The sequence below is a fragment of the Pseudomonas sp. WC2401 genome (genome assembly GCF_041200115.1).
GTDB classification, from domain to species: Bacteria; Pseudomonadota; Gammaproteobacteria; order Pseudomonadales; family Pseudomonadaceae; genus Aquipseudomonas; species Aquipseudomonas fragi.
This window is the reverse complement of record NZ_CP165623.1, coordinates 3,244,226-3,267,354: the sequence shown is the minus strand read 5'-3', so window position 1 is coordinate 3,267,354 and position 23,129 is coordinate 3,244,226. Positions and strand designations below refer to the sequence as shown.

At 59.9% G+C, this 23,129-nt stretch carries 19 protein-coding genes; 13 read left to right on the top strand and 6 right to left on the bottom strand.

All coding sequences use genetic code 11. The annotated features are described in order from the left end of the window. Nucleotides 1-95: 95 nt before the first annotated feature. Both AB3G35_RS14925 and AB3G35_RS14920 read left to right on the top strand, forming a co-directional pair. Nucleotides 96-1,397: an FAD-binding oxidoreductase gene (locus AB3G35_RS14925; RefSeq protein ID WP_169885056.1), complete on the top strand. Its 1,302-nt coding sequence runs from the start codon at nucleotides 96-98 to the stop codon at nucleotides 1,395-1,397. A gap of 50 nt (nucleotides 1,398-1,447) precedes the next feature. Continuing rightward, on the top strand, nucleotides 1,448-2,536 hold the full coding sequence (locus AB3G35_RS14920) for a polyamine ABC transporter substrate-binding protein (protein ID WP_369781700.1): 1,089 nt from the start codon (nucleotides 1,448-1,450) through the stop codon (nucleotides 2,534-2,536). A 145-nt stretch (nucleotides 2,537-2,681) separates the two neighbouring features. On the opposite strand, the gene xerC is transcribed toward AB3G35_RS14920, so the two are convergent. Beyond that, a complete protein-coding gene (gene xerC / locus AB3G35_RS14915; RefSeq protein ID WP_369781699.1) occupies nucleotides 2,682-3,650 on the bottom strand; it encodes a tyrosine recombinase XerC in 969 nt (322 codons plus the stop codon). Nucleotides 3,651-3,919: 269 nt separating this feature from the next. Here xerC and AB3G35_RS14910 point away from each other — a divergent pair, with 269 nt between their 5' ends. Next, nucleotides 3,920-4,396: a hemerythrin domain-containing protein gene (locus AB3G35_RS14910; protein WP_016780960.1), complete on the top strand. Its 477-nt coding sequence runs from the start codon at nucleotides 3,920-3,922 to the stop codon at nucleotides 4,394-4,396. Between the two features lie 21 nt (nucleotides 4,397-4,417). On the opposite strand, the gene AB3G35_RS14905 is transcribed toward AB3G35_RS14910, so the two are convergent. Next, complete coding sequence (locus AB3G35_RS14905) at nucleotides 4,418-5,056, bottom strand: LysE family translocator (protein ID WP_106115885.1); 639 nt, start codon at nucleotides 5,054-5,056, stop codon at nucleotides 4,418-4,420. Nucleotides 5,057-5,185: 129 nt separating this feature from the next. Between AB3G35_RS14905 and AB3G35_RS14900 the strand changes: the two genes are divergently transcribed. Then, nucleotides 5,186-6,589: a PLP-dependent aminotransferase family protein gene (locus tag AB3G35_RS14900; RefSeq protein ID WP_340079103.1), complete on the top strand. Its 1,404-nt coding sequence runs from the start codon at nucleotides 5,186-5,188 to the stop codon at nucleotides 6,587-6,589. Here the strand turns inward: AB3G35_RS14900 and AB3G35_RS14895 are convergent. After that, entirely contained in the window at nucleotides 6,576-7,211 is a 636-nt protein-coding gene (locus tag AB3G35_RS14895; RefSeq protein WP_086797158.1) for a response regulator transcription factor, read from the bottom strand. The genes AB3G35_RS14900 and AB3G35_RS14895 overlap by 14 nt on opposite strands. A gap of 2 nt (nucleotides 7,212-7,213) precedes the next feature. Further along, on the bottom strand, nucleotides 7,214-9,019 hold the full coding sequence (locus AB3G35_RS14890) for a PAS domain S-box protein (protein WP_169910209.1): 1,806 nt from the start codon (nucleotides 9,017-9,019) through the stop codon (nucleotides 7,214-7,216). A 180-nt stretch (nucleotides 9,020-9,199) separates the two neighbouring features. On the opposite strand from AB3G35_RS14890, the gene AB3G35_RS14885 reads away from it, so the two are divergent. Next, entirely contained in the window at nucleotides 9,200-10,822 is a 1,623-nt protein-coding gene (locus AB3G35_RS14885; protein ID WP_369781698.1) for an acyl-CoA synthetase, read from the top strand. Nucleotides 10,823-10,960: 138 nt separating this feature from the next. Beyond that, nucleotides 10,961-12,733 (top strand): acyl-CoA dehydrogenase C-terminal domain-containing protein, encoded by a 1,773-nt coding sequence (locus tag AB3G35_RS14880; protein ID WP_369781697.1) that lies wholly within the window; start codon nucleotides 10,961-10,963, stop codon nucleotides 12,731-12,733. A 66-nt stretch (nucleotides 12,734-12,799) separates the two neighbouring features. On the opposite strand, the gene AB3G35_RS14875 is transcribed toward AB3G35_RS14880, so the two are convergent. Continuing rightward, nucleotides 12,800-13,096, bottom strand: coding sequence for a putative quinol monooxygenase (locus AB3G35_RS14875; RefSeq protein ID WP_083369520.1), 297 nt, complete (start codon nucleotides 13,094-13,096; stop codon nucleotides 12,800-12,802). Between the two features lie 26 nt (nucleotides 13,097-13,122). Continuing rightward, a complete protein-coding gene (locus AB3G35_RS14870) occupies nucleotides 13,123-13,359 on the bottom strand; it encodes a YdcH family protein (protein WP_016780952.1) in 237 nt (78 codons plus the stop codon). 542 nt (nucleotides 13,360-13,901) lie between these two features. On the opposite strand from AB3G35_RS14870, the gene bcsE reads away from it, so the two are divergent. From bcsE to bcsB, 7 genes are read left to right on the top strand one after another with little or no spacing between them, the layout of a single operon-like run. After that, nucleotides 13,902-15,449: a cellulose biosynthesis protein BcsE gene (gene bcsE / locus AB3G35_RS14865; RefSeq protein ID WP_134048491.1), complete on the top strand. Its 1,548-nt coding sequence runs from the start codon at nucleotides 13,902-13,904 to the stop codon at nucleotides 15,447-15,449. After that, a complete protein-coding gene (gene bcsF, locus AB3G35_RS14860) occupies nucleotides 15,446-15,646 on the top strand; it encodes a cellulose biosynthesis protein BcsF (protein WP_016780950.1) in 201 nt (66 codons plus the stop codon). Before bcsE ends, bcsF begins: the two co-directional genes overlap by 4 nt. Next, nucleotides 15,633-17,279, top strand: coding sequence for a cellulose biosynthesis protein BcsG (bcsG, locus tag AB3G35_RS14855; RefSeq protein WP_169885068.1), 1,647 nt, complete (start codon nucleotides 15,633-15,635; stop codon nucleotides 17,277-17,279). The genes bcsF and bcsG overlap by 14 nt, the downstream gene beginning before the upstream one ends. After that, a complete protein-coding gene (gene bcsR, locus AB3G35_RS14850; protein WP_020467787.1) occupies nucleotides 17,249-17,485 on the top strand; it encodes a cellulose biosynthesis protein BcsR in 237 nt (78 codons plus the stop codon). The genes bcsG and bcsR overlap by 31 nt, the downstream gene beginning before the upstream one ends. Continuing rightward, a complete protein-coding gene (gene bcsQ, locus AB3G35_RS14845; RefSeq protein ID WP_095041173.1) occupies nucleotides 17,482-18,204 on the top strand; it encodes a cellulose biosynthesis protein BcsQ in 723 nt (240 codons plus the stop codon). The genes bcsR and bcsQ overlap by 4 nt, the downstream gene beginning before the upstream one ends. Then, nucleotides 18,201-20,801 (top strand): UDP-forming cellulose synthase catalytic subunit, encoded by a 2,601-nt coding sequence (gene bcsA / locus AB3G35_RS14840; protein ID WP_106115894.1) that lies wholly within the window; start codon nucleotides 18,201-18,203, stop codon nucleotides 20,799-20,801. Before bcsQ ends, bcsA begins: the two co-directional genes overlap by 4 nt. Then, nucleotides 20,798-23,125 carry a cellulose biosynthesis cyclic di-GMP-binding regulatory protein BcsB gene (gene bcsB / locus AB3G35_RS14835; RefSeq protein WP_134048489.1) on the top strand — a complete coding sequence of 776 codons (2,328 nt, stop codon included), beginning with the start codon at nucleotides 20,798-20,800 and terminating at the stop codon, nucleotides 23,123-23,125. The genes bcsA and bcsB overlap by 4 nt, the downstream gene beginning before the upstream one ends. Nucleotides 23,126-23,129 lie beyond the last annotated feature (4 nt).

Sequence of the window (23,129 nt, the reverse complement as noted above, 5' to 3'; positions counted from 1 at the left end):
TTCTATCCATAACCCGTGCCAGCAGCGGCCAGCCATGCAAATAGCGCATGTATGCAGACGCCGCGCTGCATCCTGACCGGCAAATGAGGTGAAACGTGAAAAATGAATGTGGCTGGATTGCCCTGGCAGGAAGTTCCCCTGTCCGTGATCACCTCAAAGGCGTTGAAAAAACCGACTGGTTGATTATCGGTGCGGGCATTACCGGTCTCAGTGCGGCCCATTCCCTGGCGCAATTGCACCCTCAAGCTCGTATCGTGATTGTCGACAGGCAACGGGCTGCCCAAGGGGCATCGGCACGCAACTCCGGCTACGCGGTGGCCCATGAAAACCCGGCTGATGACGAACTGATCGGCAAGAGCGGTTTTGCCGGCTATGCCGTGGACTCGACCATCGGCCAGGCGGCCGCTGATGAAGTGCGCATGCGCATTGCGCGCCACGGCATTGACTGCGAGTACCGGGATTCGGGCTACTACTTCGCCGTCAACGACCCGGGCAAATTGACCCAGGTTGAGGCCAAACTTAAAACCCTGCAGGCAGTGGGCGCATCTGCGCACTTTCTGGAAGGCGCGCAACTGGCACAGACCCTCGGTACCCGCCATTACCAGGCGGCCATCTGGTGCGGCAATGGCAATGCGTTGTTACAGCCGGCGAAATACGTCAAGGGCCTGCTGGATGCCTTGCCGGCCAATGTCAGTCTGTTTGAAAACACCGACATCAGCGGGCTTGAACGCCTGAGTGGCGGGCGCATCCGGGCCAGCGGCAGCCAGGGCAGCATTGAAGCTGCGCAGGTACTGGTCTGCCTGAATGCCTTTATCCCCCGCGCCGGGATCGACACTGGCGCAACCTTCCCGATGGAACTCAGCGCCAGCCTCACCCGCCCACTGACAGACAAGGAGTATGAGGCCATCGGCAGTGTCGAGCCCTGGGGGGTACTGTCGACCCGGCCGCTGGGCGCCACAGTGCGCTTGACACCCGATCGCCGGGTAATGATCCGCAACACCGCGGAATACCGCACCAGGGACCTGTCCAACCGTGACCTGTTGCAACGGCGCAAGCACCATGTGCTGGGCTTGCAACGGCGTTTTCCAGGGCTTGACGAGCAGGATATTGCCTACACCTGGACCGGCCATCTAAGCGCCAGCCGTAGCGGCCAGCCCTACTTTGCCAAGGTCGAAGAAGGTATTTATGCCGTGGCCGGCTGCAATGGCTCCGGAGTCGCACGCGGCACGCTGTGGGGTCGTCTGCTCGCCGAGCTGGCATCTGGCGCCAGCTCTGCCCTGTTGCAGTCGGTTATGGCGCGAGCCAAACCGGGCTGGCTGCCACCCCGTCCGTTCTTTGATATCGGCGCCGTACTGCGCATGCGCATGGAAGCCGTCAGAGCCAAAACAGAAATCTGAACACTCTCACAGCACAGAAGAATAAAAGCTCCTTGAAAAGGTGATTGAACATGCACATCAACACGCTATCCCTTGCGGTCATGCTCGCAGCGTTTTCGGTGGTCAGCCAGGCCGACGAGAGTGTGAATATTTCCAACTGGAACGGCTATATCGCCGACGACACCCTGACCAGCTTCACCAAGGAAACAGGGATCAAGGCTACCTACGATATTCACGACAGCAACGAAGTGCTGGAATCCAAGTTAATGACCGGCAATACCGGCTATGACGTGGTCAGCCCTTCGAACCACTTTATGTCGCGCCTGATCAAGGCCGGTGCCATCCAAAAGTTGGACAGGAGCCAGTTGCCCAACTGGCAAAACCTGGACCCGGTGTTGATGAAAAAGCTGGAAGTCAACGACCCCGGCAACCAGTACGGCTACCCCTATATGTGGGGTACGGCGGGGATCGGCTACAACGTCGAGAAGATCAAGGCGATTTTTGGCACCACGGATGTCACCCAGTCCTGGAGCTTGTTTTTCGATGAAAACAACATCAAAAAACTGAGCCAGTGCGGTGTGGCGATCATCGACAATCCGACGCAAGTGCTGCCGATCACGCTTAATTACCTGGGCTTGCCGCACCATAGTCATGAGCCTGAGGACTACAAGAAAGCCGAAGCGGCGCTGCTGAAAATACGACCTTATGTTCAGTATTTTCATGCATCCAAATACATCAGTGATCTGGCAAACGGCAATATTTGCGCGGTGATCGGTTTTAACGGTGATGTGGTCCAGGCTGCGGCCAGTGCCCGGGAAGCCAGGAACGGGATCGATATCGCCTACTCGATCCCCAAGGAAGGTTCGACGTTATGGCTGGATATGGTGGTCATGCCTAAAAGCGCGCCCCATGAGAAGAATGCCTACAGCTACATGAATTACCTGCTGACCCCGCAAGTGATTGCCAATATCAGCAATCATATCCACTACGCCAACCCCAACCAGGCGGCAGACGCGTACCTGGCGCCGGAGGTGAAACAGGACCCGGCGATCTACCCGTCCAGTGCCGTGATCGACACCCTGTTCACCGTGGAAGACCTGCCGGCCAAAATCGCCCGTCTGAGCACCCGTTTGTGGACCAAGCTCAAGACCAATACCTGACAGACCGCGCCGGGATCATTGTGGGAGCGGGCTTGCCCGCGATGCAGGCGCCTCGGTTTGTCTGAATGACCGCGGTGTACGCCATCGCGGGCAAGCCCGGCTCCCACACTGCGTCTGCTAATTCAGTGCCCCACCCCCGCGAGGGTCACAACAAGAAACGGTCTGTCACATTGCGCCGCTCATTGTCATCACGCACGTCATAGCTGACCGTGGTAGCAATGTTGGCGTGGTGCGCCAGCTTTTGTGCGATCGACACGTCGTACTCTTCGATCACCCGGGTAATAAACGAACGACGAAAGTCGTGCGGCATGATGTCGACACCCACCTGCCTGCCCCTCTGCTTGGCAATGTAGTAAATGGCGTGTTTGGTCAGGCGGTCACGGGTGATGTGATTGCCACGTCGGATGCGATTGAACAGGAAGCTGTCATCCTCGACTCCATCTGGCAGATTGGCCCGGCGAAATGCCAGCCAGGCTTCAAGTTTTTCAAAGGCCCAGGCCGGGGCGAACTTGATCAGCTCCTTGTTGCCCTTGCCCAGCACCTGCAAGCTGCGCTGTTCTACATCGACCTGCCACAGGTCCATGTTCACCGACTCGGACTTGCGCATCCCCGAGCCATACAGAATCGCGATGATTGCCGCATCCCGCAGCCCCTGGGGACGCGGGTCTGCCGCACAGGCATCCATCAATTCGCGAATCAGGTTACGCCGCAGGTTACGCCCCTTGACCAGCCGCGAACCGCCCCCCGCCTTGACGGCGCGGATCTTGAGCAAATGATCCTGGGTGATCAGGTTTTGTTGCCAGGCCTGGTTCATCACCCCGCGAATGGCATTGACGTACAGCGACGAGGTATTCGGCGCGTAGCCGTCCTCACGCAACGCTGCCACTAGCGCGGTGATATGCCCCGGTTGCAATTGATGCCAGGGGAATTCATCAATCGCCACATCTTCGGCGCCCAGGCGATCCGCCGCTTCCTGCAAGACATAGCGCATGGTCTGGCGGCTGGAGGGGGCAAGTCGCTGAAGGTAAAGCGCCACGGGGGTTTGCACCGGGTTTAACAGCGAGGGCGAAAGCGACGGTAGCGGGGAGTCAATCGTAGACAAAACCAATCTCATTACAGGCAGAAACAGTTCGCAATATACCCCATGCGCCGGGGATTTCCGCGTTTAGCGCATCAACGCCCACCCACTCGCGATTTGCATGGCCCGGTCATGGCATACATGCATTCTGCACGAATAAAAATGTCAGCCTTAAAACCTAACCAATTGATTTTTATTGATTTCATATCGTTCATTCAAGTTGGTACAGCTAATGCAACGTTCATCCCTGAGGGTCGCATGCAAAAAGGCCCATCCCTATCCGTGAAAGAGACAGGTGAGTGAATATGAATGCCATCGATTTGCTGTTGGAAGACCACAAGCGCGTCAAGGCCATCTTGAACCAGCTAAGTGATTCCACCGAGCGCGCCGTGAAAAAACGCACTGAACTGCTCAACAAGCTGGAAATGGAAATTACTATCCACACCCGTCTTGAAGAGGAAATCCTCTACCCGGTCTTCAAGAAAGCCGGTGGTAAAGAGCAAGCCGTCATGTACCACGAAGCGAAGGAAGAACACCGTACGGTGGACTCCCTGGTATTGCCTGACCTGAAGAAAACCGCTCCCGATTCTCTGGAATTCTCCGGGCGGGCAAAGGTGGTCAAGGAGCTGCTCGAGCACCATATCGAAGAAGAGGAAACCGAGATGTTTCCCCAGGCCCGCAAGTTGCTTGGCAAGGCAGTGCTCGAGGAACTGGGCAAACAGATGGAGGCGATGAAAGCCGAGTACAAGAAGTCCCTGAACAGCAAGCCCCTGGCGGCGTGATGGCACCAGCGCCTGGCAAAGTCAGCTCTGGCTGAAACCTCGCGCCAGCATTACTGCAACCCCCAGTAACATGCAGGCTGTAGCCCGTTGCAACAACACCTGTCGCGACGGGCTTTGCAGCACCCGGCGAATACGCTGGCCGAAGTAGCAATACAGGCAACCGCTGGCGAACTGCAGCAGCAGAAAGGTCAGCCCCAGTACCAGCAAGTCCTGCGCGTGGGTGACACTGCCCTGCCCGGCAAACTGCGGGAACACGGCACTGAACATGACGATGGTTTTCGGGTTGGAAAACCCGGTGAGCAAGCCTTTGCCAAAGCGCCCCCGCAAACCACTGTCCAGGGTGGCGGTACGCTCCAGCGCCAGCCCGCTGCTGTTCCATTGGCGCCAGGCCAGATACAGCAGGTAGGCAACCCCGATGTACTGCAGGGCGCGACTGATCAACGGATTACCCTTGATCAGCTCGGCAAAGCCCACGGCAAAAATCAGCATCGATACCAGATACGCTGCGCTGGCACCCAGCTGTACCGGCATTGACCGTTTCAAGCCTTCCTGCATGCCAAACCCCATCAGCAGCAGGGTCATGGGGCCGGGACTGAAGGTCATGGTGGCGCAGAACATCAGAAAATACAGAAATGAAGCGAGTGTCAGTTGCGTGGCCATTACCGTGGTTCAATCCAGTCAATTCGGTCACGCAGTCTAGGCAGGCCCTGCCGATCATTGGCAGATCAAGCACCGGCAAACTTTACCGACCTTTACTGGTAGCATGACCGGCAAAGTACGAGGCCCTGCATGCACCTACCTACCGTTGTGTTCCAACCCGGCCTGTCCAAGGTCCAGCAGATTGTGAATGCCTTGAGCCAGGCTATCGATCAGGGCCAGCTTGGCCCCGGCAGCAAGTTGCCCTCTGCGCGTGAGATGACAGCGCACTGGGGGGTCAGCAAGTTCACCCTGATCGAGGCGCTGGATCGACTGCGTGGGCAGGACAGGATCACATCCAGTCAGGGCCTGGGCTACTTTGTTGCAACGACCACGCCGCCAGCCAGGCGCGCCGTCGGCCTGGACCTGCTGCCACAAGACTTGAACAGCGTCTTGCGGCGCTCCCTGACCGGTGCCAGCGGGGCCCTGCGACCCGGTAGCGGGCATTTGCCGGAGAACTGGTTGGACGCCAGCGCCCTGCGCACCAACCTGCGTCAGCTCAGCCGCTCGCCGGCCTTGCGCCTGACCGGCTATGGCGACCCGGCGGGCTATCTGCCGCTGCGTCAGGCCTTGCAGCAAAAGCTCCTGGGCCAGGGCCTGGATGTGGGGGTCGAACAGATCATCACCACGGCCAATACCGTGCTTGCTCTGGACATGCTGTTACGCCTGCATTTACGCCCCGGCGATACGGTGCTGCTGGACACGCCCTGCTACTTCAATTTTCACGCCAATCTGGCATTGCATGGCGTCAACGTGGTGACTCTGGCCCGCACTGCCCAAGGGCTGGACCTGCATAATCTGGAAGCACTGTTGATCCAGCACCGCCCCGCGCTCTACCTGACCACCGGGCTGCTGCATAACCCCACCGGGCACTCCTTCACCCCCGGCCAGGCCTACGGGCTGCTGGAGCTGGCCAAGCGCTACGGCTGCTCGATTATCGAGGACGATCTTTACGGTGACTTGCACCCTGAGCCGCCACCCCGGCTGGTAGCGCTGGCAGGCGTTGAGCAAGTGACTTATCTGAGCGGTTTTTCGAAAACCCTCAGTGCCAACCTGCGCGTCAGCTTTGTCGTGGCACCGCCGCAGCGGGCCGCCGAGCTGACCCAGATGAAGCTGATCTGTGGCGGGATTACGTCGGAGATGCTCGAACAGGTGGTGTGTTCGATGCTCACTGACGGCACCTATCACAAACATCGCAAGCGCGTGGTGCAAGGCCTGCAGGCCAGTGGCGCACGGGTGTCGAGCTGGCTGCAGGGCCTGGGCTTCACCCTGGATGTGCCTTATACCGGCGGCATGTTTATCTGGGCCACATTACCTGCCGGGCTGGATGCCGAAACATTGGCGCAGCAGGGGCTTGCCCGTGGCCTGGTACTGGCGCCGGGGATCCTGTTCGGCCTCGATCCCCATTTACGCAACTGCATGCGCTTCAACGTTGCCCACACTGACACGCCAGCCGTCATGGCGGGCGTCGAGGCGCTACTGGCTAACGCAACCTGAGCGGATCAACCAGTCCGGCAGCAATGGCCATGCCCACCAGATCAGGCAAGTGCTGGGCCTGCATGCGTTTCATCACCCGGGAGCGGTACAGATCGATGGTCTTGACACTGACCCCCAACAACAGGGCAATTTCCCGGGTGGTGTAACCCTTGACCAAGGGCATCAACACATCGCGCTCGCGGGGGGTCAGGCTGTGCAGGCGGGCGTCAAGTTCGGTCTGTTCCTGACTGGCCGTGTGCCGCGCACTGCCGCCGCTCAAGGCCTCTTGCACACTGTCGAGCAATAACTGCTGGTTGTAGGGCTTTTCGATAAAGTCATGGGCCCCTGCCTTGAAGGCGCGCACCACGATGGGCACATCGGCATGCCCGCTGACAAAGATCACCGGCATCTTGACTCCGCGTGCTTGCAGTGCCTGCTGCACATTCAGGCCGCCCATGCCCGGCATGCGTACATCCAGCACCACACAGGCACTGAGCGCCGGATCGCAAGCGTCCAGAAAGGCCTGCCCGCTGGTGAACGCCAGCGCATTGAGGCCCACGGACTCCAGCAGCCAGACAGTCGAATCGAGCATGCCCTGATCGTCATCCACCACATACACCACAGAGCGGGTCGGGGTTGTCATCGTTATTCTCTTGTTGGGTTGAGTGAAGCCATCACGGGAAGGCAGCAGCACATCAGCAAGCCGCTGGCTTGTGGTCGGGCATTGAGTTCACCGCCAAAGCCTTCAACGATGCTGCGGCTCATCGACAAGCCCAGGCCGAGGCCATCGGCCTTGCTGGTGTAAAACGGCGTGAACAAGTGCTCAAGCTGCCCGGCGCTGACCCCGGGGCCCTGATCCTGCACGCTGATTTGCAGGGTGACGGCGTCAAGGGCTTGAGCCTGCAGGAGGATCCGTGAAGGCTGGCCCGGCAGTTGTTCGTTATTGGCGTCTATAGCATTACGCAGCAAGTTGAGCAGCACCTGCTCCAGCAACACCCGGTCGGCGTAGACCCGTGGCAGCGAGCCGGGTAATTGCAGTTCAATGGTGACATGCCGTTCCCCGGCTTCCCAGGCACACAGGCTGACGGCCTGGCGTGCCACCTCACTGATATCCAGCGCTTGCAGGTTACGCCGCCCCTTACGCAAAAAGCCGCGCAGGCGCTTGATCACTTGCGAGGCGTGATTGGCATGCAGATTGATCCGCTCCAGCCCTTGGGCTACGCGCTCGACCGCCGCAGGATTACTGCCCAGGGTTTGCAAGTAACGTTGGCTGGCATTGGCGTAATTGACCACTGCCGCCAACGGCTGATTGATTTCGTGGGCAATCCCGGAAGCCAGCTCACCCAAGGTCACCAACCGCGCTGTATGGGCCATTTCATCCTGGTGATGGCGCTGCTGGGCTTCGCGTAATTCGCGTTCGCGCATATCCCTGGCCATCAGTGAGAAAAACCGCTCTCCTGCAGTCGAACGATGGGCCAGCAGCAGTAACGACACCGGCACCGAAGGCTCGCCATTCATGGGCAGCAAGCGGGTTTCGAGACTCCACAGGCCCTGCTCCTCAGCACTGCGCCAGCCACTGCTCTCCAGGGTGGCCAGGACTTGCGCGCTGAAAAAATCGGCCAATGCCGGCATGCCCTGTACGGGCAGCAAGCCCAGCAGGCGGCGTGCTGCCGGGTTGAGATACGACACCCCGCCAGCCGGGTCGATAAACAGCACCGGATCCGGGTTGGCCTCGACCACATCCGCCAGCCGCCGCTTGTTCTCTTCAGCTTGAATACGCGCGGTGATATCCCGCGATACGCTGACCACCTCGACCACTGCCCCGGTATAAGTTTCGCGTATGGCCCGGCTGGCCGTTTCAAACCACAGGTAGTGCCCTGCCTGATGGCGAATGCGGCAGGTCATGGTGTGATAGCCGTCCAGTTGCAGGGCATCACGGGCCTGACGCAGCGCTAGCTTCATATCATGACCGTGGAACAGGCGCTGGGCCAGGGTCCCGCGCAGGGTTTCGGGCCAGTAACCGAGCAAGGTCCAGGACGCCGGCGAGGCATCCAGAAAACGCCCGTCAGGGGTATGGCGCGAAATCAGGTCCGTGGTGTTTTCGGTAATCAACCGGTACAGGCGCCGGGCCTTGGCCGCCTCACGCCCGGCCAGCAGCTCGCCACTCGCTTCACGCCCGCGAGCCACCACGCATTGGCTGTCGGGGTCGGGGATCAGGGTCCAGAGCCACACCTGCTGACCGCATTGCGCCTCTACCTGCTCGATTGCCCGGTTCTGCCCGAGGCAGGCACGCACCAGCTCCGGCAAATTGCCGGGCAGTAACGCACGGGCGTGATCCAGCGCCTTGCCGCCCAGTAAACGGCTCAGCGCAGGATTTACCATACGCGGCGAGCCGTCTGCGTCGAGCACTGCAGTGGGTTGTGGGTCATGCGTGAGCAGTGCAAGCGACATTCGGTATCCAGGCGTTTGGGCAAGGTTTATTTATATAGTACAAGTACTATAGTGCTTAGGTATTACTTCCATATCAAACACTGACTGAGCTATAAGTCAGACCGGACATAAAACTGACCCGCTCGCCACCGGCAGAGCAGGCAGCCATAGAGCTAACAATCAGCCACCGGAATGACCTTCATGTCGATTTTTGAGCACGGCCTTGAGCCGACTGCCGTAAACCATATTGCCCTGTCCCCGCTGAGTTTTATTGAGCGCACGGCCAGCGTCTACCCTGATTACCCTGCCGTGATTCATGGTTCCATTCGCCGCACCTGGGCACAGACCTACAGCCGTTGCCGCCGCCTGGCCTGTGCCCTGGCAGGACGCGGGATTGGCCAGGGCGATACGGTCGCCGTCATGCTGCCCAATATCCCGGCCATGCTCGAAGCCCACTTTGCCGTACCCATGATCGGTGCGGTGCTCAATGCCCTCAATGTGCGCCTCGATGCCGAAGCCATCGCCTTTATGCTCGCCCACGGCGAAGCCAAGGTGCTGATTGCCGACCGTGAATTCCATGATGTGGTGCATGCCGCCGTGGCCATGCTCGATCACCCGCCGCTGATCATCGATGTGGATGACCCCGAATACGGTGAAGGCCAACCGGTGAGCCTGCTGGACTATGAAGCGCTGCTGGCTGAAGGCGACCCCGACTATGACTGGCAATGGCCCGCAGATGAGTGGCAGGCCATTGCCCTCAACTACACCTCCGGCACCACCGGCAACCCCAAGGGTGTGGTGTATCACCATCGCGGTGCTTACCTCAATTCCCTGGGCAACCAGTTGGTCTGGGCCATCGGTAATCACCCGGTGTATCTGTGGACCTTGCCGATGTTCCACTGCAACGGCTGGTGCTACCCGTGGATTATCACGGCGCTGGCCGGTGTGCATGTGTTCCTGCGCCGGGTTGACCCGCAAAAAATCCTCACGCTGATTCGCGAGCATCAGGTCACTCACCTGTGCGGTGCGCCGATTGTGCTCAATGCCCTGGTCAATATGCCCGAGTCCGCCAAGGCCGCCATCGACCACCCGGTGCATGCGATGGTCGCAGGCGCGGCGCCGCCGGCCAAGGTGATTGGTGCGGTGGAAGAAATGGGCATCAAGGTCACCCATGTGTATGGCCTGACCGAGGTCTATGGCCCGGTGACCATCTGCGCCTGGCATGCCAAGTGGGATGAGCAGCCTCTGGCCGAACGCGCACAGATCAAGTCCCGCCAGGGCGTACGCTACCCGACGCTGGAAGGCGTGATGGTGGCCGACCCGAAAACCCTGCAGCCCACCCCGCGCGACGGCGAAACCATGGGCGAGATATTCATGCGCGGGAACACGGTAATGAAGGGTTACCTGAAGAACCCCAGTGCCACGGCCGAAGCCTTCGAAGGCGGCTGGTTCCATACCGGGGACCTGGCCGTATGCCACCCGGACGGTTATGTGGAAATTCGCGACCGGCTCAAGGACATCATCATTTCCGGTGGCGAGAACATTTCCACCATTGAGGTCGAGGGCGTCCTCTATCGCCACCCCGGCGTGATGGAAGCGGCCGTGGTGGCGCGGCCCTGCGAAAAATGGGGCGAAACCCCCTGTGCCTTTATCACCCTCAAGGCCGACCACCAGCAGGTGCGCGAGACCGAAATCATCGCCTTTTGTCGCGATCACCTGGCCGGATTCAAAGTGCCGCGCACCGTGGTGTTTACCCTGTTGCCCAAGACCTCCACGGGCAAGATCCAGAAGTTTGTGCTGCGAGATATGGCCAAAGCGCTGTAACTGCCCCCTATAGACCCACTGTGGGAGCGAGCTTGCTCGCGAAGGTATCGCCTCGGTTACCCAGACAGACCGCGGCGCCAAAATCGCGAGCAAGCCCACTCCCACAGGATGCCTACCGCTGTAACAAAGAGGTTTCTCATGCCTGAATTCAACGCTCCCCTGCGCGATATGCGCTTTGTCCTGCACGAAGTTTTCGAGGCCCCGGCACTGTGGGCCCGGCTGCCAGCCCTGGCCGACCATGTGGATGCCGATACCGCCGACGCCATTCTCGAAGAAGCCGCCAAGGTCACCGGCCAACTGATCGCCCCGCTCAACCGCAGCGGCGACGAGCAAGGCGCGCAGTGGCATGCCGGCAAGGTCACCACTCCCGAAGGTTTCAAGGCGGCCTACCACACCTATATCGAAGGTGGCTGGGTCGGTCTGTCGGGCAATCCCGAGTTCGGCGGCATGGGCATGCCGAAAATGCTCGCTGTGCAATTTGAAGAAATGCTCTACGGTGCCAACTCAAGCTTTGCCCTGTATTCAGCGCTAACTAGCGGTGCTTGCCTGGCCATCGACGCCCATGCCAGCGAAGAGCTTAAAAGCCGCTACCTGCCGCCCCTGTATGAAGGCCGCTGGGCCGGTTCCATGTGCCTGACCGAGGCGCATTCCGGCACTGACCTGGGAATTATCCGTACCCGTGCCGAGCCGCAGGCAGACGGCTGTTTCAATATCACTGGCAGCAAGATTTTCATCACCGGCGGCGATCAGGACCTGACCGAAAACATCATCCATCTGGTGCTGGCCAAACTGCCGGATGCGCCACCCGGGCCACGCGGTATCTCACTGTTCCTGGTGCCCAAGGTGCTGGTCAATGACGATGGCTCGCTCGGCCAGAACAATGCCGTGAACTGCGGCTCCATCGAGCACAAGATGGGGATCAAGGCCTCGGCCACCTGCGTGATCAATTTTGACGGTGCCCGGGGCTGGCTGATTGGTGAGGCCAATAAAGGCCTGGCCGCGATGTTTACCATGATGAATTACGAACGTCTGTCGATCGGTATCCAGGGTATCGGCTGCGCCGAGGCCTCCTATCAGAATGCACGCAGCTACGCCCGCGAACGCCTGCAAGGTCGCGCCGCCACCGGGGCGGTGGCAACTGACAAAGTCGCCGACCCGATTATCGTGCATGCCGATGTGCGGCGCATGTTGCTCAGCATCAAGGCCATGACCGAAGGGGGCCGGGCCTTTGCCAGTTATGTGGGCCAGCAACTGGATCTGGCCAAGTTCTCGACCGGGCCACAGGAACAACAGCACGCCGCGGCGCTGGTGGCCTTGCTCACCCCTGTGGCCAAGGCCTTTTTTACCGATACCGGGTTTGACAGTTGTGTGCTGGGCCAGCAGGTGTTCGGTGGCCACGGCTATATCCGCGAATGGGGCCAGGAACAACTGGTGCGCGATGTGCGCATTGCGCAGATCTATGAAGGCACCAACGGCATTCAGGCTCTGGATTTGCTGGGCCGAAAAGTCATCGCCAATGGCGGTGAGAGCCTGCGCCTGTTTACCGGGCAAATCCGTGAGTTCGCCAGCCAGCCCGGCAAACCTTACGCCAGCGAACTGCTGGACGCCGTAGCGCGTCTTGAACAGGTCAGCGACTGGTTGCAGGTGCGGGCCAAGGCCAACCCCAACGAAACGGGTGCTGCCTGCGTCGAGTACCTGCACCTGTTCGGTTATGTGGCATATGCCTGGCTATGGGCACGCATGGCCGATGTGGCGCAGCGCTCGCACAGCGCCGACCCCGGATTTTATGGCGCCAAGCTGGCCACCGCACAGTTCTACTTCAGTCGCCTGTTGCCCCGCACCTTGAGCCTGGAGCAAGGGATACGGGCTGGCAGCGAATCACTGTTCGAACTGGACGCCAGCCACTTTTAAACCCGCCCATAAAAAACGGCGGCCCGTTCAGGGCCGCCGCAGGCTGTTGCACTTGAGAACCGTGGCTTAAACGCTCACTTCGTCCAGCAGCAACACTTCGCGATGCGCCAGAAGATCACCCACGGCCTGGGCCATTGCCTGGTAGTGCGGGGTGGTTTTGTGATGCTCAATGGCCTCCATGTCGGCCCAACCTTCAATAAACACAAAGCGCTCGGGGTCGGTACGATCCACGTGCAAGTCATAGAAGCGGCAGCCCGGCTCGGCTCGCGAACCTTCGACACAGGCGCGCAGGGCCTGCTCGACGGTTTTGCCCTGGCCTGGCTTAGCACGCAATGTGGCAACAATTTTGATGATTTGGGACATATCGACTTCCTGCAGCTTGCGGTGACTTAGGCGCTCAAGATTTGCGCAATCTTATCCTTGATCTGCAACCGCTGCTCCTTGAGCGCGCGCAATGCATCATCCGGTACGCCGATGGCATCGTTGGCTTCTGCTTCAACGACTTCGGCATCTTTTTCGCCGTACTGGACAAACAACTGATTCAGATGCGGGTTTTCGCTGCGAAACTTGCTGACGGCCTCTTTAGTGAGCCCCAAGTCCTGTAACAAGTCGTGCTTGACTGGCATATCTGCACCTCATGGATAGTTCAGTGGCGGGGTCAGGTTCTGAGGGCGAACCTGATCAAAACTGCTCAGTTCACTATGAACACCCGTAAGCAATAGCACGCAATGGGTTTATCAGAAAGCCAGGCGTGTACTTTCCTGCTCCTGCCGGCGGTTTTCTCATGGGTTTTACAGGTCCGACACCTGGGGCCAAGTGCCTGGCCCTTTTGCGTCGCCCTCTCCCGCCTGCGTGCCAATTTAATGACTAGTATCAAGCTGGTGCTATTTTTTTGACATTTATTCGCTGAATGCCATGTGTTTGGCAATTTTCCGGTGATAAGCTGCGCACTTTCTTACATGCATTCTAGTGTAGTACTACGCTTGTTCTAGATGATGCAGACCGCACAGTACAAGAATAAACAGCCGGGACGTGAAGGGTTAGATGTTGACAGTCATTCTATTGGCGCCCTAAAAGGTTAAACCTGAGGGCGGCAAAGAGTGATTGTTTATTCATGACAGCACCCAAACGCCTTACGACAAGCTTTACCCAGGGGGGGACGTTACGCTTGGTTCATATCAGTTTGGCCATAGGCGGATTGCCGGATCAACACATCGTGTTGCGCGCAGGCGGCTTGTATTGGGTCACGGTCGACCACTGTGCTGATGCAAAACTGCTTGCCCGGCAATTTCTCGAATCCATACCCGCCAGCGTGCCGGCCACGCTGATTGCCAGCAGCGGTTGCGTGCAAGATCTGGTCAGCGCGATGGCGCCGGATCGCGGGCCGGAAAAACTCAAGTTGTTCGAGATCGCGCCACGCGTCATCGAACCCGGGTTGGCCACCTTGACCCGCGACTTTGCCCGTGCCGGCGTCGCCCCCTCCAGCCAGATCCTGTTGTTCCTGCCTGCAAGCAGCTGGGCCGAAACCACCACGGCCGCGCAACTGCAACGCTGGGTCGAGCGCATGCGCGCCTGGTTGCAGGAGCGCAATGCAACCTTGCTGGTGATCATCCACGACGAAGCGGCGCTGTTGCACGCGCAGTTGTTGCAAATCAATCAGACGCTCAGCGGCTTAAGCCGCTTGTATCGCTATAACGGTGACCTGCGCTATCAGTTGCACTTTTGGCACAGTGATCTGGGTGTTTCTGCCGGCCAGGAATTCAAGCTGTCGGACCAGGGCGCCACCTTGCGCCTGATCCCGCAATCCGAGGTCGACACCCAACCGCGGGTGGCCGACGATCAGCACGTCTACCTGGCCGAACGCGCCGTGCTGGAAGGCGCGCCGTCAATGTCCAAGCATTGGTACCTGTTCGAAAACCGTGATGCATTGCTCGAAGCGGCCCAGTCCGCCAGCGCCGCGACCGTGATTGTGGGCATCGACAACAGCTACCAGTTACTTGAGCTTGCCCAGCAGTTGCACGATTTGCGCGAGCATTGCGGCCCGCAACTAAAGATCGTGGTGCGTGAAATGGAGCCCTCGGTGCGTTACCGCGATGAACGCCTGCTACTGGCGTGCGGGGCCAACCTGATCGTGCCCGACGGCACCCTGCTCTCACGTTTCCTGAGCATGATCGAAAGCATCCAGGGCCAGCGCTGGCAGTACACCCAGAACATTGATTTCAAGACACTCCTTGAACGCCAGCGGCCACCGCAAATTCGCGGGCTGGTAAGCCCCCGTGAGTTCTTCGAAGCGGTGGCGCAGATCTACCGGGACAGCTCGGGCGAAGTGACCCACCAGTTAATGAAGTTCGAACCGATGCCTGGCATCAGCGAAGAACTGTTCCTCAATCAGATGTGCCTGCGCCGCTTCGGCGATTTTGCCTGCCTGCTGGACGGTGAGCTGTATCTGTTTCTGTTTGCCTGCCGCGCTGACGGCCTGGAACCGGCGCTGGGCAATGTGTGCCGCCTGCCCTGGCGCGATATGTTCAGCCAGCGGCGCATGCTCAGCGGCTTGTCCGATCTGCCGGCCGAGGCCTTTATGAAAGCAGGCGCCGTGCCTGCACACCTGCATATCCCCGTCGAGACCCATGCCACGCAGGCGGTATCGGCTACGGGCGAACGTGCGCCGTTAAACCCGCAAAGATTCATCCTGCCTATCAGTGAGCCACAGTCATGACGTTCCTTGAGCTACTCGATGTCATTGCATTGACCTGTGTGGTGACCGTGCTGCTGACGCTGTTTTGGCAGCGCATGCGCCTGTACTTGAAAAATCATTTCGAGCAGTACCTGTCACCCCGCTATTTGAAATCGTGTGGCGTTCGCCGTCGCATGCCAGCCAGCCCTGCTCAGAGAACGCCTGATGAGTCTGTTTAAGTCCGACGCACCGGCGCAAAAAATTGCCGGATCCTGGAGCGGCCTGGGCGCCTGGAACCTGTATTTCCTGGCCAAGTTCCTGCTGGCCTGGACGGGCCATCTGAATATCCAGATTTTGCCCAACCTGATCTTTGCTGCCGTGTTGCTGATCCCGATCGCCAGCCCGGCGCTGCGCCGCCTGCGCACCTTGATTGCCATCCCGGTGGCCGTGGCCCTGCTGTATCAGGACACCTGGTTCCCGCCCTTCAGCCGCCTGCTGGCACAACCGGGTGTGCTGAACTTTTCGTTCGACTATATCGTCGAGCTGTTGGGCCGTTTTATCGACTGGCAAGTGTGCGCACTATTGCTGCTGTTATGTGTCGCCTATCTGTTCCTTAACCAGTGGCTGCGCCTGACCACCCTCACCCTGCTGGGTTTTGCCTGGCTGGGCATGGGCAATCTGCAATGGCTGTTGCCACCGTCCGTGCAACCGCAAATGGCCGGCACGCAGACTGCCACGGGCGGGCCAGCTATCAGCGTGGGCGAGCCGGACGATGCAACGCTCAATGGCTACCTGGAGAAGTTCTATCTCAACGAATCCACGCGCAAGGTCGAGTTCAAGGAACCGGCCGTCAAGCCGCCGCCGTTCGATCTGCTGGTAATCAATATCTGCTCGATGGCCTGGGATGACCTGGATGCCGTGGGCCTGCGTGACAATCCATTATTCAGCCAGATGGACGTGATCTTCGACAACTTCAACTCGGCCACCGCCTACAGCGGCCCGGCAGCGATTCGTTTGCTGCGCGCCAGTTGCGGCCAGACGTCCCATACGCAGCTGTACAAGCAACCGGCCGACCAGTGCCTGTTGTTCGATGACTTGCGCAAGCTGGGCTTTGCCAATGAACTGATGCTCAACCACACCGGCGAATTCGACGGCTTCCTGCAGGAAGTGCGCGAACAGGGCCAGTTGCCGCCCCCTGCCCTGGGAGTGGTGCCCGCCGGGCTGCCACGCACCTATGTCGGTTTTGACGGTTCACCGATCTGGCGCGACCGGGATGTATTGAGCAAGTGGTGGCAACACCGCATGGCTGAAGACACACCCAATATGGCGTTGTTCTACAACACCACCAGCCTGCACGACGGCAACCGCCAGGTACAGTCCGACGGCGGCACCCAGGCGGCGGACTACCGCAGCCGGGCACAGGTCCTGCTCGACGACCTTAATGCCTTCCTTAAAGAGCTGGAAAAAAGCGGCCGTCGCGTAGTGGTCGCCATCGTGCCCGAACACGGCGCAGCGTTGCACGGTGACCGCATGCAGATCGCCGGCATGCGCGAAATCCCCAGTGACTCCATCACCCATGTACCGGTGGGCATCAAGCTGATCAATATGGGCGACAACGCGCAAACCCAGCCGATTCATGTCAGCGAGCCAAGCAGCTACCTGGCCGTGGCAGAGATCATTGCCCGCCTGTATGCCGACCCGGCGCTGAGCAATGGGCAGACCGTGGACTGGTCGAAACTGCTGACCGATTTGCCAAAAACCCCGAAAGTCTCGGAAAACTCAGGGACCGTGGTACTCGATTACAACGGCAAACCCTATGTGCGAATAAAGGAGAACGGCGGATGGCTGCCTTACCCACAGCGGTTCAAATAAGCGCCGATATCCTTTCGCGCAAAGAGCGGGCCGATGATATTGCCCGGCTTAAATCGATGATGGAGCTGCACGCCCTGGAATATGTCGATGTGTCGGCACATATGGAGCTGTTGCAGGCCTTCGAGCGCTGGCCGTTGCTGGCCTATCTTGAGGCGCAGTATAAGCAGCCCCTGGATCTGGCCAAAGACCCGGAGCAAACCCCATGATCGCCATGAGTTTGCGTGGTGTTCGCGGTGGCGTGGGCACCAGCTCCACGGTGGCGGCCCTGGGCCATGCGCTGCATGCGCTGGGGCAGAAAGTGCTGCTGGTGGATATGTGCCCGGAGAACTCCCTGGGCCTGCACTTCAATATGGACCTTGCCCCCCGCGAAGGCTGGGCACGGGCGACCCTGGACCAGCAACCCTGGCACGAACATGCCTGGGTGGTGGAACCAGGCCTGTGCGTGCTGCCCTATGGGCAATTGAAGCCCAGCGAAGTGTTTGCCCTCGATGCCCTGTTGATCGAGCAGCCCAAACTCTGGACCCAGCGCAAGGCTGCCCTGGCGAACGGCTTCGACTGGATTATCTTCGACTTGCCACAACGCTTGCCTGGCCATATGAGCAACCCGCACTGCAGCCTTGCGATGATGGTGATCAACGCGGACGCGGCCTGCCATGTGCTGTTGCAACCGCAACTGGCGCAGACCCCGCTGTTTCTGGTCAATCGTTTCGATGCCGCCAGCCAGTTGCAACGCGATCTGCTGCTGATCTGGCAACAGCGTTACGCCCACGCCCTGGTACCCGTCAACCTGCATGCCGATGAAGCGATGGGCGAAGCCCTGGCCAGAAGCGAGCCTGCCGGGCGTTATGCGCCCGCCAGCCTGATTGCCCTGGATATCATCAGCCTGGCCAGTTGGTGCCTGCTGCGCGGCAGGAGGCTCGAATGATCAGGCACTGGTTCCCCTATACACGCTTGCGCCGTGAGCAGAACTGCACCCGTTTTACCGCTTTCACCCTGGCCTTGATTCAAGCCCTGGGCTGGATGTTCCTGCGCCTGGAATCCCCCCGCTGGCAAGCCTTGCGGGCACAGCATCGGCGCCTGTATCCGCACCTGGCCGACAAGCCCTCGACCATTGGTGACCCGCTGCGCTACACGGTGCAAACCCTGTGGCTGCTGCTGGTGCGCACGCCCAACCAGAACCAGATCGGCCGCCAGCGCTTTCGCCAGCGCACCGCGGGCCTGCTATCGGCCCTGCTGATGATCGTGCAAAAGCCGTGGAACCTGCTGTCCAATGCCTTTGCCCATTTGCCCACCACCCTCAGCCCGCAAGTGACCAAAGGCTCGCACTGGTGGGACAACATTCACTGGCCGCTGCGCAAGGGCCTGTATATCGCCATGGGCGTGCTGGCCCTGGCGCTGATTGTGCTGTGCATTACCGAACCCTTCGGCTTCCTCGCGCAACTGGTGTTTGTGGTGTTGCTGTGGATGCTGGCGATGCTGGTGCGGCGCATGCCGGGGCGCTTCCCGACCCTGTTGCTGATCGTGTTGTCGGTCATCGTGTCGTGCCGCTATCTGTGGTGGCGCTACACCTCGACCCTGAACTGGAACGACACCTTCGACCTGGTTTGCGGCCTGACCTTGTTGGTGGCTGAAACCTACACCTGGCTGATCCTGCTGCTGGGGTATGTGCAAACCTCATGGCCGCTCAATCGCAAACCGGCCCAACTGCCGGCAGACACCAGCCAGTGGCCGGTGGTCGACCTGCTGATTCCCACCTACAACGAAGAGTTGTCCGTAACCCGTGGCACGGTGTATGCGGCGCTGGGTATCGACTGGCCGAAGGACAAGCTGCGCATCCATTTGCTCGACGACGGCAACCGCCCAAGCTTCAAGACGTTTGCCGAAGAGGTGGGCATCAACTACATCGCCCGCACCGACAACCGTCACGCCAAGGCAGGTAACCTCAACCATGCGCTGAAATTGCTCGACGGCGATCTGGTGGCGATTTTTGACTGCGACCACATGCCCGCCCGCTCCTTCCTGCAACTGACCGTGGGCTGGTTTCTGCGCGACCCAAAACTGGCGCTGGTGCAAACCCCGCACCACTTCCTTTCGCCGGACCCTTTCGAGCGTAACCTGGGCACTTTCCGTAACCGTCCCAATGAAGGCGAGCTGTTCTACGGCCTGATCCAGGACGGCAACGACATGTGGAACGCAGCGTTCTTCTGCGGCTCTTGCGCCATTTTGCGGCGTACCGCGATTGACTCGATTGGCGGTTTTGCGGTGGAAACCGTGACCGAAGATGCCCACACCGCCCTGCGCCTGCACCGCAATGGCTGGACTTCGGCCTACCTGCGCATTCCGCAGGCGGCAGGGCTGGCGACCGAGAGCCTGTCGGCGCATATCGGCCAGCGCATCCGCTGGGCGCGGGGCATGGTGCAGATTTTCCGCACCGACAACCCGCTGCTGGGCAAGGGCCTGACGATCTTCCAGCGCATCTGCTACACCAACGCCATGATGCACTTTCTGGTGGGGCTGCCGCGGCTGGTGTTCCTCACCGCGCCCCTGGCCTTTCTGTTCTTTCACGCCTATATCATCTACGCACCGGCCGTGATGATCCTGCTCTACGTGTTGCCGCACATGATCCACGCCAGCCTGACCAACTCGCGGATGCAAGGCGCCTATCGCCAGACCTTCTGGGGCGAGGTGTATGAAACCGTACTGGCCTGGTATATCGCCCGGCCCACCACGGTGGCCTTGTTCAGCCCGTCACGGGGCAAGTTCAACGTCACCGCCAAGGGCGGCATGATGGAAGAAAACCAGTTCGACTGGCAGACCGCCAAGCCGTACCTGATTTTGTCAGTGCTGAACGTGCTCGGCCTGGGCTTTGCCGTATGGCGCCTGTTCTATGGCCCCCGGGATGAAATCTTCACCGTGATCGTCAGCGTGCTGTGGGTCATCTACAACCTGCTGATCATCGGTGCCGCGGTGGCGGTGGCCGCCGAGGTGCGCCAGGTTCGCAACACCCACCGCGTACTCGCGCGCTTGCCGGGGGCGGTGAAACTGGCTGACGGGCACAGCTACCCCTGTGAACTGGTGGACTACTCCGATGGCGGCGTCGGCCTGCAATTGAGCCAGGCCCTGCAACTACCCGTAGGCAGCCCGGTGTCGCTGATCCTGCAACGCGGCAATCGCGAGTTTGTGTTCACCGGCACCCTGACCCGGGCCAACGAGCGCTTTATCGGCTTGAGCTTTGCCCAGTTGCCGGCTGAAGAAAAGATTGCCTTTGTGCAATGCACCTTTGGCCGCGCCGATGCATGGCTTGACCACAACAGCGGGTTTGAAGCCGATAAGCCGATCCAGAGCCTCAAGGAAATCCTGGCCCTGGGCATCAAGGGCTATTACCGCTTGTATGAATACCTGCCGGCGTGGATCCGCGTATTGGCAAAACCCTTTTTGCACATCTTTCAGTGGCTGGGCAGCTTCCTGCCGCGCATGCCCACCTCCACCCCTCTTACTTCCCGGCCAGTGAGCAGATCATGAGTCGTATAACCAAAAAATCTATATTCGCCAGCCTTGCGCTGATGACCTTTGCCTCACAGCTGATGTCGGCCACCCTGCCTTTACCAGGGAGTTCGCCGGTGGCCGAAACGCTACCCAAGCCTGCGTTCGCCCAAACCGATCAGGTGCTGCCAAGCTGGCCGGTGACCTATACCTTTGAGCAACTGGGGCGCCCCGGTGATTCATTGCTGCTGGGTATCAACAGCGCCGACCAGGTGGAATTTGGCATGCGCCGCGACCGCATTGCCAGCGACGCCAGCCTGCAGCTGGAATACACGCCTTCGCCTTCGCTGATCCCGACGGTTTCCCATATCCGGGTCTACCTCAACGATGTGCTGATGGGCGTGCTGCCGATCGAGAAGGACCAGCTGGGGCGTAAAACCACGCAAAAGATGGCCCTTGATCCGCGACTGATTTCGGACTTCAACCGCGTGCGCCTGGAGTTTGTCGGCCATTACACCGAATTCTGCGAAGACCCGGCCAACAGCACCCTGTGGGTCAATATCAGCCGTGGCAGCAGCATCACCCTGCAAGAACAGGCGCTGAGCCTGCAAAACGACCTGGCGTTTTTCCCGCTGCCGTTTTTCGACCCGCGTAACAGCGGCAAGCTGGAACTGCCGTTTGTCTTCGCTGCCAACCCGACCCTGGGCGAGCAGAAAGCCGCTGCGATCCTGGCCTCCTACTTCGGTAGCCAGTCCAACTGGCGCGGGGCCAATTTCCCGGTCGTGTTCGATACCCTGCCCAGCGTGCAGGACAAGGACGCCGTCCAGCCCACTGTAGTATTTGCCACCAACGATCACCGCCCTGCGTTCATGAGCGACCTGGAGAAATTCCCGGCCGTGACTGCGCCGGTAGTGGAGATGATCAACCACCCGGATGCGCCTTACAGCAAAATCCTGCTGGTCATGGGCCGCAACGAAGAAGACCTGGCCACGGCCGCCAAGGCCCTGGCCCTGGGCGGCAACCTGCTGCGCGGTTCGCGCGTGACCATCGACAAGGTCCAGGAGCTGCAGCCACGCAAACCCTACGATGCACCGGCCTGGATGCGTACCGACCGCCCGGTTCGTTTTGCCGAACTGGTCAGTTACCCGCAACAACTGCAAGTCAGCGGGCTGGTGCCACGCGCCATCACCCTGGACGTCAACCTGCCGCCTGACCTGTTTGTCTGGCGCAACCAGGGTATCCCGCTGCGCACCCAGTACCGCTACACCGCACCGTCGGCCAATGATGATTCGCGCCTGAATATCAGCCTCAACGACCAGTTCCTCACCAGCCTGCCGCTGCTGCGCAAAGACACCAGCAATCTGGAAGAACTGCGCCTGGCGGTCCTGTCCAATGACTCGGCCAACGTCAACGACAAGCTGATCGTGCCTTCACTGAAAATCGGCGACCGTAACCGCCTGCGCTTTGACTTCAACTTTGCCAGCACGATGGGCAGTTCGCAGAAAGATCGCTGCCAGACCATCCTGCCGGCCAACACCCAGGCAATTATCGATGAAGACTCCACCATCGATATGTCCGGCTACTACCATTACATCAGCATGCCCGACCTCAAGGCCTTTGCCCGCAGTGGTTTCCCGTTCAGCCGCATGGCCGACATGTCTGAATCCATCGTGGTCGTCCCCAAAGACACCACGCCGACCCAAATCAGCACCCTGCTGGAAACCGTGGCCAGCATTTCTGCACGCTCCGGCTACCCGGCTTTCGGCCTGCGCCTGACCGATGACTGGCAAGCAGCCTCCAAGGCCGATGCCGACCTGCTGGTACTGGGACAAATGGCGCCTGACCTGCGTGACAACCCGGACTTGAGCGTGCTGCTGCAACGTCAGCGCGACATGCTGGTTCAACCTCATGGCACCAGCGGGATTGACGCCAACAACCGTCGCACGCCGTCAACCGACGCGCGCAACGTGCCAGCCAACAAAGTGGAAGTCACCGCCCAGGCGCCGATTGCCGCTATCTTGGGCATGCAGTCGCCCACCCATAACCAGCGCAGTGTCGTGGCACTGCTGGCCAATGATGATGCGGACTACAACCTGCTGCGCGAAGTCCTGTCCGACAGCGGCAAGCTGGATGCCGTGGCGGGCTCGGCGGCCCTGATCCGCAGCAGCGGTGTGTACAGCCAGCTGGTCGGTGATCAGTACTTTGTCGGTAACCTGCCGTGGTACCTGCTGCTGTGGTACCAACTGTCCGAGCACCCGGTACTGCTCACCGTACTGGCCGTGATCAGCGTTCTGCTCAGCGCCTTCCTGCTGTGGCGTGCCCTGAGTTGGGCAGCCAACCGTCGTCTGAACAAGCATGACTAAGGCC